Annotated in this window: 15 protein-coding genes; 11 read left to right on the plus strand and 4 right to left on the minus strand. The window is 37.1% G+C overall.

Going from position 1 to position 15,846, the window contains the following annotated elements:
* Positions 1-131 precede the first annotated feature (131 nt).
* From nagE to LW139_RS05475, 4 genes are all read left to right on the plus strand, one after another.
* The gene (gene nagE, locus LW139_RS05460; RefSeq protein ID WP_166540959.1) at positions 132-2,174 is read left to right on the plus strand and encodes an N-acetylglucosamine-specific PTS transporter subunit IIBC; all 2,043 of its coding nucleotides are present in this window, start codon (positions 132-134) and stop codon (positions 2,172-2,174) included.
* 197 nt (positions 2,175-2,371) lie between these two features.
* Complete coding sequence (gene glnS, locus LW139_RS05465; RefSeq protein WP_109410000.1) at positions 2,372-4,039, plus strand: glutamine--tRNA ligase; 1,668 nt, start codon at positions 2,372-2,374, stop codon at positions 4,037-4,039.
* 640 nt (positions 4,040-4,679) lie between these two features.
* Positions 4,680-6,074, plus strand: coding sequence for a chitoporin ChiP (gene chiP, locus LW139_RS05470; protein WP_099075900.1), 1,395 nt, complete (start codon positions 4,680-4,682; stop codon positions 6,072-6,074).
* 482 nt (positions 6,075-6,556) lie between these two features.
* Positions 6,557-7,396, plus strand: a complete 840-nt coding sequence (locus LW139_RS05475) for a DUF817 domain-containing protein (protein ID WP_166540961.1) — start codon at positions 6,557-6,559, stop codon at positions 7,394-7,396.
* A gap of 78 nt (positions 7,397-7,474) precedes the next feature.
* Here the strand turns inward: LW139_RS05475 and fur are convergent, their stop codons facing one another.
* The 4 genes from fur to ybfF form a co-directional block, all read right to left on the minus strand.
* The gene (gene fur, locus LW139_RS05480) at positions 7,475-7,921 is read right to left on the minus strand and encodes a ferric iron uptake transcriptional regulator (protein WP_006537692.1); all 447 of its coding nucleotides are present in this window, start codon (positions 7,919-7,921) and stop codon (positions 7,475-7,477) included.
* A gap of 189 nt (positions 7,922-8,110) precedes the next feature.
* The gene (gene fldA, locus LW139_RS05485) at positions 8,111-8,638 is read right to left on the minus strand and encodes a flavodoxin FldA (RefSeq protein WP_109410002.1); all 528 of its coding nucleotides are present in this window, start codon (positions 8,636-8,638) and stop codon (positions 8,111-8,113) included.
* A 271-nt stretch (positions 8,639-8,909) separates the two neighbouring features.
* Entirely contained in the window at positions 8,910-9,218 is a 309-nt protein-coding gene (gene ybfE, locus LW139_RS05490) for a LexA regulated protein (protein WP_109410031.1), read from the minus strand.
* A 203-nt stretch (positions 9,219-9,421) separates the two neighbouring features.
* Positions 9,422-10,204 (minus strand): esterase, encoded by a 783-nt coding sequence (ybfF, locus tag LW139_RS05495; RefSeq protein ID WP_227336560.1) that lies wholly within the window; start codon positions 10,202-10,204, stop codon positions 9,422-9,424.
* A 461-nt stretch (positions 10,205-10,665) separates the two neighbouring features.
* On the opposite strand from ybfF, the gene seqA reads away from it, so the two are divergent.
* The 7 genes from seqA to LW139_RS05530 all read left to right on the plus strand — a co-directional run bounded on the left by seqA (position 10,666) and on the right by LW139_RS05530 (position 15,793).
* Positions 10,666-11,217 carry a replication initiation negative regulator SeqA gene (seqA, locus tag LW139_RS05500; protein ID WP_072070220.1) on the plus strand — a complete coding sequence of 184 codons (552 nt, stop codon included), beginning with the start codon at positions 10,666-10,668 and terminating at the stop codon, positions 11,215-11,217.
* 74 nt (positions 11,218-11,291) lie between these two features.
* Positions 11,292-12,932, plus strand: coding sequence for a phosphoglucomutase (alpha-D-glucose-1,6-bisphosphate-dependent) (gene pgm, locus LW139_RS05505; RefSeq protein WP_166541022.1), 1,641 nt, complete (start codon positions 11,292-11,294; stop codon positions 12,930-12,932).
* A gap of 146 nt (positions 12,933-13,078) precedes the next feature.
* Entirely contained in the window at positions 13,079-13,561 is a 483-nt protein-coding gene (locus tag LW139_RS05510) for a DUF1456 family protein (RefSeq protein ID WP_166541023.1), read from the plus strand.
* Between the two features lie 155 nt (positions 13,562-13,716).
* Positions 13,717-13,959, plus strand: a complete 243-nt coding sequence (locus LW139_RS05515; RefSeq protein WP_166541024.1) for a type II toxin-antitoxin system ParD family antitoxin — start codon at positions 13,717-13,719, stop codon at positions 13,957-13,959.
* Positions 13,952-14,245 carry a type II toxin-antitoxin system RelE/ParE family toxin gene (locus LW139_RS05520; protein ID WP_166541025.1) on the plus strand — a complete coding sequence of 98 codons (294 nt, stop codon included), beginning with the start codon at positions 13,952-13,954 and terminating at the stop codon, positions 14,243-14,245. The genes LW139_RS05515 and LW139_RS05520 overlap by 8 nt, the downstream gene beginning before the upstream one ends.
* Before the next feature lie 372 nt (positions 14,246-14,617).
* The gene (locus tag LW139_RS05525; RefSeq protein ID WP_072070216.1) at positions 14,618-14,824 is read left to right on the plus strand and encodes a YbfA family protein; all 207 of its coding nucleotides are present in this window, start codon (positions 14,618-14,620) and stop codon (positions 14,822-14,824) included.
* 225 nt (positions 14,825-15,049) lie between these two features.
* On the plus strand, positions 15,050-15,793 hold the full coding sequence (locus tag LW139_RS05530; protein ID WP_166541026.1) for a type 2 GTP cyclohydrolase I: 744 nt from the start codon (positions 15,050-15,052) through the stop codon (positions 15,791-15,793).
* Positions 15,794-15,846 lie beyond the last annotated feature (53 nt).

Below are 15,846 nucleotides of genomic sequence, written 5' to 3' on the forward strand. Positions count from 1 at the left end.
TAATTAATTTGCGATACGAAATAATTTTTTTAGACTGAAAATGGAATTAAATAATTAGCTCATCAATTTTTTTATAAAATATGAATGAGTATGAATAAGATCCCGTATAGGGGCTATCCAAGGGGGAGTTTGTGAATATTTTAAGTTATCTGCAGAAGATAGGACGGGCACTAATGGTGCCTGTTGCTACATTACCTGCAGCTGCAATTCTGATGGGGATTGGCTACTGGATTGATCCAGTAGGCTGGGGTAGCGATAACGCGCTTGCTGCCTTACTTATCAAATCTGGTGCTGCTATCATCGAAAACATGTCAGTCTTATTTGCCATTGGTGTCGCTTATGGCATGTCAAAAGACAAAGACGGTGCTGCCGCTCTAACGGGTTTTGTGAGTTTCTTGGTGGTCACAACACTTTGTTCGCCAGCAGCAGTGTCTATGATCAAGGGGATCCCATTAGAGGCTGTACCTGCCGCATTTGGTAAAATAGAGAACCAATTTGTGGGGATTTTAGTGGGTGTGCTTTCAGCGGAACTTTATAACCGTTTTAGCCAAGTAGAATTGCCTCTTGCACTTTCATTCTTTAGTGGTCGACGTTTAGTTCCTATTTTAGCGTCATTCCTCATGATCATCGTTGCCTTTATTTTGATGTATATCTGGCCTGTTATTTATGGCGGATTAGTCAGCTTCGGTGAAAGTATTAAAGATATGGGGGCATTAGGTGCCGGTATTTACGCATTCTTTAACCGTTTATTAATTCCTGTTGGTCTACACCACGCATTGAACTCTGTATTCTGGTTTGACGTTGCGGGTATCAATGATATTCCTAATTTCCTTGCTGGTCAGAAATCTATTGATGCTGGTTTAGCGACAGTCGGTGTAACTGGTCGTTATCAAGCGGGTTTCTTCCCTGTCATGATGTTTGGTTTACCAGGTGCTGCACTGGCGATTTATCACTGTGCACGTAAAGAAAATAAAGCAAAAGTTGCTGGTATTATGATGGCGGGTGCATTTGCTGCATTCTTCACAGGTATCACTGAACCGCTTGAATTCTCATTTATGTTTGTTGCACCAGTGCTTTATGTTATTCACGCATTCTTAATGGCAATTTCTGTTTATATTGCTGCTAGTATGGAGTGGATTTCAGGGTTTGGCTTTAGTGCAGGCTTAGTGGATATGTTCTTATCATCTCGTAACCCACTTGCTGTACACTGGTATATGTTGATTGTCCAAGGTATTGTGTTTTTCTTTATCTATTACGGTATTTTCCGTTTCACTATTACGAAATTCAATCTAAAAACACCAGGCCGTGAAGATGAAGTGTCTGATGATGAAACCGCAGATGGTTATGATGAAGATATCACAACAGCCCCTGCGAATAGCAAAGCAGGCATCCAGCAAGAAGCTCGTCAATATATCGCCGCTATTGGTGGCTCTGATAATTTAACGGGTATCGATGCTTGTATTACTCGCCTACGCCTCAATGTAAAAGATTCTTCTGTAGTTAATGATGCATACGCAAAACGTTTAGGCGCATCAGGTGTTATTCGTTTAAATAAACAAAGTGTTCAAGTGATTGTGGGTACGCGTGCAGAACTTGTGGCTAACGCAATGCGCGATGTATTAACACAAGGCCCAGTTGCCGCTTATGAAGGTACATCTACTTCAACCGTGTCTACTGAAAAAACACCTATAAAACAAGCTAATGCTAATGCAAAAGTATTACTTGAAATGATTGCGCCTTTTGATGGTGAAGTTGTAGCATTAAAAGATGTGCCTGATGAAGCTTTCTCAAGTGGTGTTGTAGGGGATGGGCTTGCGATTAAACCAACCTCTAATATTGTAATGGCACCTGCAACAGGCTCGGTTGTTAAGATTTTTGATACTAACCATGCATTTTGTATTGAAACCGATAATGGTGTTGAAATCATCGTTCATATGGGGATTGATACTGTCGCATTAGGCGGTAAAGGCTTTAAGCGTTTAGTTGAAGAAGGTGCGAACGTTAAAGTCGGTCAACCTATCTTAGAATTAGATCTTGAATATCTGAACGCTAATGCTAAATCGATGATAAGTCCTGTGATTGTAAGCAATATTGATGATTTTGATAAAATTGCTGAACAAGTTACAGGTGATGTGGTTGGAAATAAAACCGTTATCTACAAAGTATTAAAATAAATTCTATACAGATATTTAATCCTCTATAAAGAGATGGTTAAATAAGACGATAAAACGGGGAGTCTTTCAAACTTCCCGTTTTTTTATCTCTATTTTGATAAATATCTCAGGGGTGTATTTAGCTAAGGTATTTATGAAACCTGCTTATTGGATTATAGTGGGTTAATTATGCGTTTTGCTTTGAGGAAAAAATGACCATGAATGAGGCAGATGCCCGCCCAACTAACTTTATTCGTCAAATAATTGACGAAGATCTGGCAACAGGGAAACATGATAGCGTGCATACGCGTTTCCCACCTGAACCTAATGGCTATCTTCATATCGGCCATGCGAAATCAATTTGTCTGAATTTTGGTATTGCTAAAGATTACCAGGGTAAATGTAATTTACGTTTTGATGATACCAATCCAGTAAAAGAAGATATTGAGTACATCAACTCAATTCAAAAAGATGTTCAGTGGTTAGGTTTCCAATGGGAAGGTAGCGTTCATTACTCCTCAGATTATTTTGATCAACTCTATCAATATGCGATTGAGTTGATTAATAAAGGCTTAGCTTATGTCGATGAGTTGAGCGCTGAAGAAATTCGTGAATATCGCGGTACATTAAAAGAGCCAGGTAAAAACAGTCCTTATCGTTCACGTAGCGTAGAAGAGAACTTAGCACTGTTTGAAAAAATGCGTGCTGGTGGCTTTGAAGAAGGTAAAGCGTGTTTACGTGCGAAAATTGATATGGCATCACCATTTATTGTTATGCGTGATCCGGTGCTTTATCGTATTAAATTCGCTGAACACCACCAAACTGGAAATAAATGGTGCATTTATCCAATGTATGATTTTACCCACTGTATCTCAGATGCTTTGGAAAATATCACTCATTCTTTATGTACGTTAGAATTCCAAGATAACCGTCGTTTATATGATTGGGTGCTGGATAATATCACTATCCCTTGTCATCCTCGTCAATATGAATTCTCTCGTCTTAACCTTGAATATACTGTGATGTCAAAGCGTAAGCTGAATCAGCTTGTGACAGAAAACATCGTCAATGGTTGGGATGATCCTCGTATGCCAACCATTTCAGGCTTACGTCGTCGTGGTTATACTGCAGACTCTATTCGTGAATTCTGTTTACGTATTGGTGTAACGAAACAAGAAAATAATGTTGAAATGGCTGCATTAGAATCTTGTATTCGTGATGATTTAAACGAAAATGCACCTCGTGCAATGGCTGTTATCGATCCAGTTCGTTTAGTGATTGAAAATATGCCAGAAGGCGAAGAGATTTTAACTGCGCCGAATCACCCTAATAAACCGGAAATGGGAACGCGTGAAGTGCCATTTAGCCGTGAAATTTATATTGATCGTGCTGACTTCAAAGAAGAAGCAAACCGCCAATATAAACGTCTGGTGCTAGGTAAAGAAGTCCGTTTACGTAATGCTTATGTGATTAAAGCAGAACGTGTCGAAAAAGACGAACAAGGCGAAATTACGACCATTTACTGTACTTATGATGCTGAGACTTTAAATAAAGATCCTGCTGATGGTCGTAAAGTAAAAGGTGTTATTCACTGGGTAAGTATTCCACATGCTGTTCCTGCTGAAATACGTCTGTATGACCGTCTGTTTAGCGTACCAAACCCAGCGGCAGAAGATGATTTCTTATCAACAATTAACCCTGAATCTTTAGTTATTCGTGAAGGTTTTGTTGAACGTAGCTTAAAAGATGCAGCTATCGAAAAAGCGTATCAATTTGAGCGTGAAGGCTACTTCTGTGCTGATAAGCTATCAACAGCGGATAAGTTAGTGTTTAACCGTACAGTAGGCTTACGTGACACTTGGGCTAAGATTTCTCAACAAGGTTGATTTAAACCTTATTTTGAGTCGCAATAGTTAGCACCAAAATTAATAGAATGCTCGGTAATTAGTTATCGAGCATTTTTTTATCTGTTTTTTTCTAATTTTGTACAATTTTTCATCTATTTATATTTAGTATTTATTCTTTTAGGATCAATTAATCTCAAGTTTTTCATTCCAAACGATAACTTTTTATTTATTTCATTTGAAATAATTAACTTGTTATCACTTTATTCTTCCGTTTTTTCATAACATTTCATTCAATAAGACTGTAGTAAGAAAAGTGTGATTTAAAGCACATATTTTACAACGTTAAAAAAGATTATTTATAAGCACTACTTATTATTCCTTTTAATAAAAACGAAATCTAATATCGTTTAAAGATTAGTCTAAAAAATTAAATTAAATCAATTTGTTATGTTTATTTTTAATGAGAGCTTATAAAAGCAAGAAAATGAAACGATCATTTAGTTATGTGCCCTTGGTCATATTTTGATAAAAATTCTTTTTTTTTGGTTGATAATTCGCGTCGCGAAAAATATGCTGTTTCTAACCTAATTTAGGTTTTTTCCCCACTTGGGGTTTTATATTTGGAAATAGGCATTGTGCTTATTTCTTTTTTAGTCAAAGTCAAAGAGGAAACAATGCTATGGTTATGCAACATGCTAAACCAGGCAGGGTGGCACTTGCCGTTATGGGCGCATTGCTTGTAACTGCACTACCTGCAAAAATGTCTCATGCTGAAGGATTTATTGATGACTCAACCTTAACAGGTGGTCTTTTTTATTGGCAACGTGACCGTGATAGAAAAGAGTTAACACCAAATAGTCCTGATTACGGTAAATACAAAGCCAACCTACACCATTCTACTTTCAACGCTAATCTAGACTTCTCATCAGGTTACCTAGGTGATTTTATTGGTATTGATTTAGCTGCCTTTGGTGCGGCTGAATTGAATAATAGTGGCCCTGCTGCACCTAATGAAATCGGTTTTAGTGATGCAAAAAGTCGCTGGGATGAAAAATGGACTGGCGATCGCAGTGGTATGAGCGTTTATAAAGCAGCTGCGAAATTCAAATTAGGCAACTTCTGGGCACAAGGTGGGTATATTCAACCTAAAGGCCAAAGTTTATTGCGTCCACATTGGAGCTTCTTACCAGGAACTTACCGCGGTGCTGAAGCTGGTGCAGTCTTCGATTTCGATAAAAGTGGTGAATTATCTTTCTCCTATATGTGGACAGATGAATACAAAGCACCATGGTATCGGAATATGTATAACTTCCGTAAAGCTGATCTAGAAACGAATATCAGCTATCTTCACTCTTTCGGCGCCAAATATGATTTTAAAAACAGCCTTGTGTTAGAAGCTGCATTTGGTCAGGCTGATGGTTATATCGATCAGTATTTTGGTAAAGTTTCTTATGATTTCCCAATTGCTGACAATGCATTAAGAACGTCTTACCAATTCTACGGTGCTAAAGATAAAGTGACCGGTGGTGGCGTTAATGATGTTTATGATGGGCTGGCATGGTTACAAGCACTGACTTTTGGTTATACCTACAATGTATTTGACTTCAAAGTAGAAGGAACATGGGTTAAAGCTGAAGGTAATCAAGGTTATTTCTTACAACGTATGACTCCGGGTTGGGCGACATCAAATGGTCGTCTTGATGTGTGGTGGGATGGTCGTTCTGACTTTAACGCCAACGGTGAAAAAGCACTTTATGCGGGTGTAATGTACGACCTGAAAAATTGGGATCTATCTGGCTGGGCGGTAGGTACTTCTTATGTTTATGCATGGGATGCTAAACCAAGTGGTAAAGCCATTTATGATCAAGGTCAGCGCATCAGAGAAAGTGCGTGGAATGCGGATATTATGTATACGGTTCAAGAAGGTCGCGCTAAAGGGACACTCTTTAAGCTTCATTATACCCGTTATGATAACCATTCCGATATCCCAAGTTATGAAGGTGGTTTTGGTAATATCTTCCAAGATGAAAAAGACGTTAAATTTAACGTAATTATGCCATTTACTATTTTCTAATATCAGAGTGAGGATAAAGTGTATTAATTGCACTTTATCCTGAATAAAAATAAAAAGCTAAATACGATTACGATAAGTAAAAATAACTAATAGAAAGAGTAGGGATAAATTAAAAAGAATAAATATTATTCTCAAAAATTAGCCTCGTTAATAAAGTGAAGTTGTCAGCAGTAGTAAAAAGTAGAAGTAAAGTCGTCATGTCATGTTATGTCGTCTGAGATAAATGTGAGTGGGTTATGTTTATCTCTTGAGCTTCAGTTATTTCGCAAAATTTGCGTAAGGTATTTACCCTAAAAGGCAGTCAGAGTGGGTATCGTAGTGGGGGGTAAATACCTTTATTTTTAAATCCTTTCTTTTTCGTCCTTTTCATCCTTGTGCGTTTTTTCATTCTATGGCAAATTTCTTCTCATTCATTTTATCTCTCCTTAATTTATTATTCTGCATTGAATACTATTTAATAATGCACGTTTTCAGGAAGAAGCATGTTAAAGCGATTGGATGATTTTTTATTAGAACCACCATTGAAGCCTTTTAAAGGTATAAAACGATTTATTGTTGAATTTCTTTTTTTTGGTGTGAAAGAAGCGCGTTCTTGTTTATTTGCGGGATTTTTCTTTTTTATTTTATTTGTAACACCAAGTAAAGGAATATTAGGGATACCTCGTTATGACGTTTTACTTATTCTCGCTATTGCTTTCCAATTATGGATGGTATGGGGAAAACTCGAAACATGGGATGAATTAAAAGCGATCTGTTTTTTCCACATTGTTGGTTTTGTGATGGAATTATTTAAAACATCAGCGGCAATTGGATCGTGGAAATACCCTGATTTTGCTTACACTAAATTGTGGGAAGTCCCTTTATTTACAGGGTTTATGTATTCCGCGGTAGGAAGTTATTTAATTCAAGCATGGCGTTTTTTAAAAGTACGAATTGAACATTATCCACCTTATTGGATGGCAACTTTGGTTGCGCTCGCTATCTATATTAATTTCTTTTCTCATCACTTTATCGGTGATTATCGCTGGTATTTAACTGCCTTTATTTTAGGTCTTTATGCCCGTAGTGTGGTTTATTTTACGCCTTATGATACAGAGCGAAAAATGCCACTATTATTGGCTTTTGTTCTGATAGGTTTCTTTATTTGGCTTGCTGAGAATTTCGGTACATTTTTTGGCGTATGGCAATATCCTAACCAAATTGGTGCTTGGTCTGCTGTACATGCAGGAAAATGGGGCTCTTGGTCACTGTTAGTCATTGTTACATTTACTATCGTGGTTCATTTAAAACATATTAAACACAGTATCAGTGTGGCTAAGTAGAGTTATCCTCGGATTTTAGGCAATAAAAAGGAACTGTAGACAGTTCCTTTTTTTTACTGAGAGATTATCCAGAATGAATTATTTCTCATCATGTGCGTGGCTATCTTCTTTACAATTGCCTTCAGCACAGTGGCCATATAAATAAAGGCTATGATTGGAAAGCTTGATACCATGACGTTCAGCGATGTTTCTTTGGCGCACTTCAATCGCATCATCTGTAAACTCGATAACTTTACCACAATCAAGACAAATTAAATGATCGTGATGGTGTTGTTGAGTTAATTCAAATACTGATTTACCACCTTCAAAATTATGTCGGGTAACAATACCAGCATCGTCAAATTGGTTTAAGACGCGATACACGGTTGCCAGACCAATCTCTTCACCGATATCGATGAGTTTTTTATAGAGATCTTCAGCACTGACATGATGGCACTCAGGATCCTGGAGCACTTCCAAGATCTTTAAGCGAGGAAGTGTAACTTTTAACCCAGCATTTTTTAACGCTTTATTATTGTCGGTCATGCGGATTTAATCCTGTTGCTAATGGTGAATTTAATTTTTGTGCTCACTAATAGGGTTGATTCATTAACACTCGGGTGAATAAATAACCTTATTGATTATAGGCATGATATTTAAAAATAAACACCCCTACCTATCACACTATCTTAGCACACCATTGAATAATTATCATTCTCAATATTGAGTATTTATTTATCCCAGAATTTCATCTAGGCTCATTTCTTCTTTGATTTGAGCAACCCAAGCATCAACACGCTCTTCGGTTAATTCTGGTTGACGGTCTTCGTCAATCGCAAGGCCGATAAAGTGATTATCATCTGCAAGCCCTTTAGAGGCTTCAAAATGGTAACCTTCTGTTGGCCAGTGACCCACAATGACAGCACCACGAGGTTCAATAATATCGCGGATTGTGCCCATTGCATCACAGAAGTATTCTGCATAGTCCTCTTGGTCGCCACAACCGAACAGTGCAACCAGCTTACCGTCAAAATTAATATCTTCTAGTGTTGGGAAAAAGTCATCCCAATCGCATTGTGCTTCACCATAATACCAAGTAGGAATACCTAGTAACAGAATATCAAATGCTTCGATATCTTCTTTACTGGATTTTGCGATATCATGAACTTCGGCATTATCAGCCCCCAGTCTTTCTTGAAGCATTTTGGCAATATTTTCAGTGTTGCCGGTATCACTGCCGAAGAATATACCTATGATTGCCATAAAGTGAGATAACCTCTTTTATTCTATATTCGTTATACTTCAAATTGTTGCGTTGTTGGCTACGTTAATTCGTACTAATTACATACTTTGTATGTACCAGTAACGCCTTTACTTACCACCTAGCCACACTTCAAAATAGTTAGAGTATATTTGTCTGTGTTTGAACAATTACTAGTGAAAAATAAACATCTTGTTTTCATAATAGAAAACTAAAAAACGTATTTTGACGAAAATAGCAGTGTAATTCTGTCGAATTTGTGTGGTTTAGCTGCTAGCTATTCTCATTTTGATGTATTTTCAAGGCGTGATTTTGCGCCAATTGTTCTAGTAATATTTCTTCAATAAGCTCGCTACGGCTAACATTTCTTGCAGTCGCCAACTCATTAAGTGCATTCACAGCGTCCTCATTTAATTTCAACTCAACTCGACGTAAACCATTGACTCTGTCTCGTCTTAATTGGTTGCGTTTATTAATTCTAAGCTGTTCATCCCGAGAAAGCGGGTTTGTTTTAGGTCGCCCAGGTCTGCGTTCATCTGCGAACAAATCCAGTGTGGTGCGATCAGTTTGTTCTTTTGCCATAAATTTTGCTGTGAAAGGGCGTATACCAATGACTAAATTGCGAAACGCCCAATAATACCCCACATAGTGGCGTCCTGCCACTGCTTCCTGAGTTTAACCTATTGTCATTTGGTCTTTTTATCGACAGATTGCGTGATTAAGTACAATAATTATACATTCAGCTAAATTATTACTTTCTTAATGGCGTCACTTTAGGCAATAAATTAAGCTTTGGATAAAAAACGACGAATAGCGTTAATAACAGTGCTAGGCTTTTCTGAATGTACCCAGTGTCCAGTATTTGCTACGACAAAAGCGCTAGCTTGCGGAAATTGGCGTGCAATATCATTACGGTATTCATCTAATATATAAGGTGATAAACCACCGCGAATAAATAGCACCGGATAATTCCAAGCAGGAACTTCTTTCCAACCAATAATGTCTGAATAAGCATTTTTGATTGCAGATAAATTAAATAGCCATTCACCACTTTTAAATGATTTAAGTAAAAACTGAATAACTCCCTCTTCTTTAATAAAGGGACTCATAATTTCTACTGCATCTTGACGTCGTGTAACTTGAGCTTTACTGACGGCTTCGAGTGCCGCAAAAATGTTATCGTGGCGACGGACATTGTAAGCTACAGGTGACATATCTATTACGACAATGCGAGCAATTCGCTCTGGTGCTAATGCCGTCATTGCCATTGCTATTTTTCCCCCCATGGAGTGCCCAATAATGATGGCTTTTGAGATATGTAAACTATCAAGTAATGTAAGTACATCTTGTGCCATATCTTGATAGTTCATACTTTCGCTATGAGGAGAATGTCCATGATTACGCACGTCAATTTGGATCACGGAGTGGTCTTTGCGTAGATCACGCCCTAATATGCCTAAATTATTTAAGTCACCAAAAAGACCGTGGATCAAAACAATAGGTAAATCGGATGCAGGTGCTGTTTCAGGTTGATGTAATTGATAATTTAATAATGTATTGAGTTTCATGTTAATGACCAAAAAATAATTGCGATTTTTTCTATGATGACATGCACAAGGTGCTAAGCCAACTTATCGTAATAATATGCGTGAGTGATTAAGAGCAGAAATAATTGATAAGGGAAATTTATAAAAAACTAGATAAGTGACATTATCTAGATATTTATTCTAAACTTATTTAAAAAGTTGAAATCTTGATATTGCTCAAAAATAAATATTTAGAATTTTATATTATTTGATGGTTGGTGTAGTGTGAGAAGGCGGTATTTGAAGCAGGCTTTGTTTGAATAAGTTCAAAGAATAGAAGATGATACCGAGATAAACAATAGGATAAATACCAAGCTTAGCCATTGAAATGGCTGGATCTTGTATAGATCTTCTTTAAGTTATTGAAATTTTACCTATTTTGTTTTTAAAGATTATATCTTATAATCCTAATTACTTTTTTTTGAAAACAGTACTGGGTAGCAATGAAAAAGATAGAAATTGATGACGAACTTTACCGCTATATTGCTAGCGAAACTAGACATATCGGTGAAAGCGCTTCAGATATTTTAAGGCGTCTACTGAAGCTTGATGCCAAACAGCCCGTACAGCCAGTCGTTGTCACTGAGTCAGTACAAGCACCTGTTATTAAACAGGAAGCTGAACCTAAATCGATTACACCAGCAAAAAATCCGGTCCGTGAAATGCGAGAACTGTTGTTATCTGACAGCTATGCAGAAAAAACAAAATCAGTTGATCGTTTTTTACAGATCCTTTCTACGTTATATAGCCTAGATAGTGCTACTTTTACTCAATCTGCTGAAACAGTACATGGACGAACACGCATCTATTTTGCTGGTGATGAACAAACATTACTCGATAGTGGACGTCATACAAAACCGCGCCATATTTCAGGCACGCCATTTTGGGTTATTACTAACTCCAATACAGAGCGTAAAAGAACAATGGTACAAAGCATCATGCAGGATATGCAATTCCCTGCGAATGAGATTGATAAGGTGTGTGGAACTATCTAACCACTATTGTTAATTGATGCATTGCAAAGGCTTTTGTTTAAAGCGTGCTTGTGATGTCAAATAGGAGAAGATTTGTGGCAATTCATCCAAGAGCAGGGCAGCATACTTGTCAAAGTGATCTGATTAATGTGGCACAATTAACGTCGCAATATTATTCACTTAAACCACAAGCTAGCATTAATGCTCATCGTGTGAAGTTCGGTACATCTGGCCATCGCGGAAGTGCAAATCGCCATAGCTTCAATGAAGCCCATATTTTGGCAATTGCACAAGCTATTGCTGAAGTACGTGCAAAAAATGGAGTAACAGGGCCATGTTACGTGGGTAAAGATACTCATGGACTGTCAGAGCCTGCATTTATTTCTGTTTTAGAAGTACTCGCTGCTAATAAAGTGAAAGTGATTATTCAAGAAAATAATGGCTATACACCCACACCGGCAGTCTCTTTTTCTATTTTGACTTACAACGATGCACATCAAGATATTGCTGATGGTATTGTGATCACGCCATCACATAACCCACCTGAAGATGGCGGTATTAAATATAACCCATCAAATGGCGGGCCTGCTGATACCGATTTAACTTCTGTTATTGAAAAACGTGCTAATGAACTGCTTGAAAGTAATTTAGCAGGGATCAAACGTCTTTCTTATGATGAAGCCTTGGCGAGTGATTATATTGAAGCTCAAGACTTAATTATGCCTTATGTCAAAGCGTTAGGTGACGTTGTTGATATGGAAGCCATTAAGAAAGCAGGCTTAAAATTAGGTGTTGATCCATTAGGTGGTTCTGGTATCGAGTACTGGAAACGCATTGGTGAATATTATGGCCTTGATCTTGAATTAGTTAACGATCAAGTCGATCAGACATTCCGTTTTATGACGCTCGATCATGATGGCGTTATTCGGATGGACTGTTCATCACCTTGGGCAATGGAAGGTCTATTACAACTGCGTGATAAATTCGATTTAGCTTTTGCTAACGATCCTGATTACGATCGCCATGGTATTGTGACACCGTCTGGTTTAATGAATCCTAACCACTACTTAGCGGCTGCAATTAACTATCTTTTCCGTCATCGTCCACAATGGGCTCAAGATGTAAAAGTGGGTAAGACACTGGTTTCAAGTGCAATGATTGATCGTGTTGTGGCAGATTTAGGTCGTGAACTTGTTGAAGTACCAGTTGGCTTTAAATGGTTTGTTCAAGGTTTATTTAGTGGTGAGTTTGGCTTTGGTGGTGAGGAAAGCGCAGGTGCATCTTTCTTACGGTTTAATGGCAAACCATGGTCAACCGATAAAGACGGCATCATTTTATGTCTGTTAGCTGCTGAAATGAAAGCGGTAACAGGCAAAGATCCGCAAGAGCATTACAACGAATTAGCACAACGCTTTGGTTCACCAAGCTATAATCGTATTCAAGCATCAGCAACTCATGAACAAAAAGCGCTGTTGTCACGCTTATCACCTGAAATGGTGACTGCAAGCACATTAGCAGGCGATCCGATTACTGCACGTTTAACACATGCATCAGGTAATGGCGCATCTATTGGTGGCTTAAAAGTGATGACTGATTACGGTTGGTTTGCTGCTCGTCCTTCTGGTACTGAAGAAGCATATAAGATTTACTGTGAAAGCTTCCGAGGCCCTGAGCATCGTGAATTAATTGAAAAAGAAGCGATTGAAATAGTAAATAATGTTTTTGCTAACAAATAAGTTAGTGCAATAAACTATTTATATAGAATACACTCTACCCAAAGGTAGAGTGTATTTTTTTAATTATTGAATATTTTTAGATCACAGCATTGATATCCATCATTGAGGTTGATTTAGAATTAAAAATAGAGTGGATAATCAATACAATGCAAAATAATTTTGTTTTACGAAGTGTACGCTACATGCTGGATCTAAGTGATGCACATGTTGTTGAAATCATGAAATTGGCTGATTTTACAGTTACAAAAGAGTTAGTAAATAGCTGGCTGAAAAAAGACGATGAACCTGAATTTGTCGAGTGTGACGATAATGCGATGGGACATTTTTTAAATGGACTAATTTTTTATCGTCGTGGAAAAGATGAAAACTTCCCAGCACCTGAAGTTGAAAAGCGTATCACAAATAACATTATCCTAAAAAAACTGCGTGTCGCTTTTGAATTAAAAGATGTGGATATTCTAAATATTTATGAGCTTGCGGATTTCCGTGTTTCTAAGCCTGAATTAAGTGCTGTATTTCGTAAACCAGGGCATAAAAACTACCGTAATTGTGGCGATCAGCTTGTAAGATATTTCCTGAAAGGATTAACCGAAACCCTACGTGGTAAAGGTAAAGCAGTTAAGAAATAAGTTCAGGGTATTTTAAGCTATAAAATTCTCTATTTACTGATGACACCTCAAAATTGGTTTTCAATAGTGGGGTGTTTTTTTATGGTATTAGATGGCAAATTAATAAATTTATTGCTACTGTTGTATTACTAAGTAATACAATGTAGGAAGGATTTATGGCACGAGTAACTAGCGTAACTTTGGGTGAACATTTTAATGATTTTGTTGGTGAAATGATTAATTCAGGACGTTATGGAAATACCTCCGAGGTAATCAGAGATGCTTTACGTATGATGGAAATCAGAGAAGAACGGATCCAAATAATTCGTAAAATGGTACTAGATGGTGTGAATTCACCAGAAAGTGAAAATAACATGGATGATATTTTTACAAGAGCTGAAAAGGACTTAAATGTATAAACTTTCTAAATTAGCAGAAGAAGATATTTATCAAATTGCACGTTATACCATTCAGCAATTTGGTGTGACTCAGGCAAAAAAATACCATAATGAGTTAAAACAGACATTTGAGCTACTTGCTCGAGCACCTTGGATTGGGCGAGAGTGCAATTGGGTGTGTGATGGCATGAGACGATTTGAGTTTAAAAAACACTCAATTTATTATCTACCAAAAAATGATGCCTTATTTATCGCTCGCCTTATCCATCATTCAATGGACGTTGATTTTCTTGATTTTCCTGAATAAATACTTCATTACTCACTGCTAAATGTATTATTCAGTCGTATATTATTTAGTAGCAGATCTATGTTGTTAATACTAAAACCTGCATTCTTGAATATTCTACTTCTCTTCTCTTCTCTTATTTGATTTTTTCTTTTTTGATAATTTATCCTCGAAATTATTTACTACAACTTTTATTAAGTAAAAATACCGATCTAATTCTGTTAACAATTATGTCACTTATGTTTCATTTTTGTTTCTATTCTGAAATTTAATTACATATCAAGCAAAATAAAGGTGATTTTTCGCACGAATTGAGTGGTCTGATCAGTAGTAAAATTTCATCAAATGAGGTAAAATTTCAACATCAAATTAATCTCTATACAGGAGAGCACTATGCCAGCTTATAACGAATATACAAAAAAACATGTTTTGGCCCGTCGTACTGGTGCTGTTGCGCTAGGTGTTGCGGCATTTCCTGTTATGGTTTTCCATCCTAAACGTGCACAATTTTATAGCTATATACACCGTGTATGGTCTAAAACAAGTGATAAACCAGTTTGGCTGGCAAAATCAGAAGTGGCATTAAATAGCCACAAATAACAGAACATCAAAATAACGCTTACATAAGTAGGCGTTATTTTTATTCCTCTTTTTTAAGCATTTTTGTAATGCTATCTTCTCGTTTTTTCTTAACTTCAAATAATCTTCAATTTTTACGTTACAATAAACAATAATGAGTCATTTAAACGAATGCCACTAACCTATTGCTATTTTTACTATTGTTATATAAATAGTGGTATTCGTGATAACAGGGAAATAAATGAAATGAAGAATACTGATCTGGAATTAGTGATTAATGAGAAGTTAAGCATTGAGAACTTTCAAGATTATGCGCCTAATGGACTTCAAGTCGAAGGACGCCCTCATATTCAAAAAATAGTCACGGGTGTGACTGCAAGCCAAGCATTACTCGATGAAGCAGTACGATTAAACGCTGATGCAATTTTAGTACACCACGGTTACTTTTGGAAAAATGAGCCCGTTGTTATTCGTTCAATGAAGCGTAACCGCTTAAAGACATTACTTTGCAATGACATTAATCTTTTTGGTTATCACCTGCCGTTAGATGCTCACCCAATCTTAGGTAACAATGCTCAATTAGCATTAAAAATGGGGGTTAAAGTTGAAGGTGAAATATTACCTTTATTGCCTAAAGGCGTATTTGATTTACCTTTAACACCTCTTGAATTAAAAGAACGTTTAGAAAAAGCGTTACAACGCAATGTATTACATTGTGGTGATAATGCCCCTGAAACTATTCGTAATATTGCTTGGTGTACGGGCGGCGGACAGGGCTTTATTCAAGATGCTGCAGAGCAAGGTGTAGATGCTTTTGTGACAGGTGAAGTCTCAGAACAGACAATTCATATCGCAAGAGAAATGGGGGTTCATTTCTTTGCTGCTGGGCATCATGCAACAGAGCGTTATGGTATTAAAGCATTAGGTGAATGGCTGGCTCAAACACATCATTTAGATGTGACATTTGTTGATATTGATAATCCAGCATAAACCCATTATTTATTCTTATCTTAAAAGCTATCTCTCTTTAATTTGAGAGATAG

Origin of the sequence: Proteus vulgaris (assembly GCF_023100685.1) — a bacterium.
Taxonomy (GTDB): Bacteria; Pseudomonadota; Gammaproteobacteria; order Enterobacterales; family Enterobacteriaceae; genus Proteus.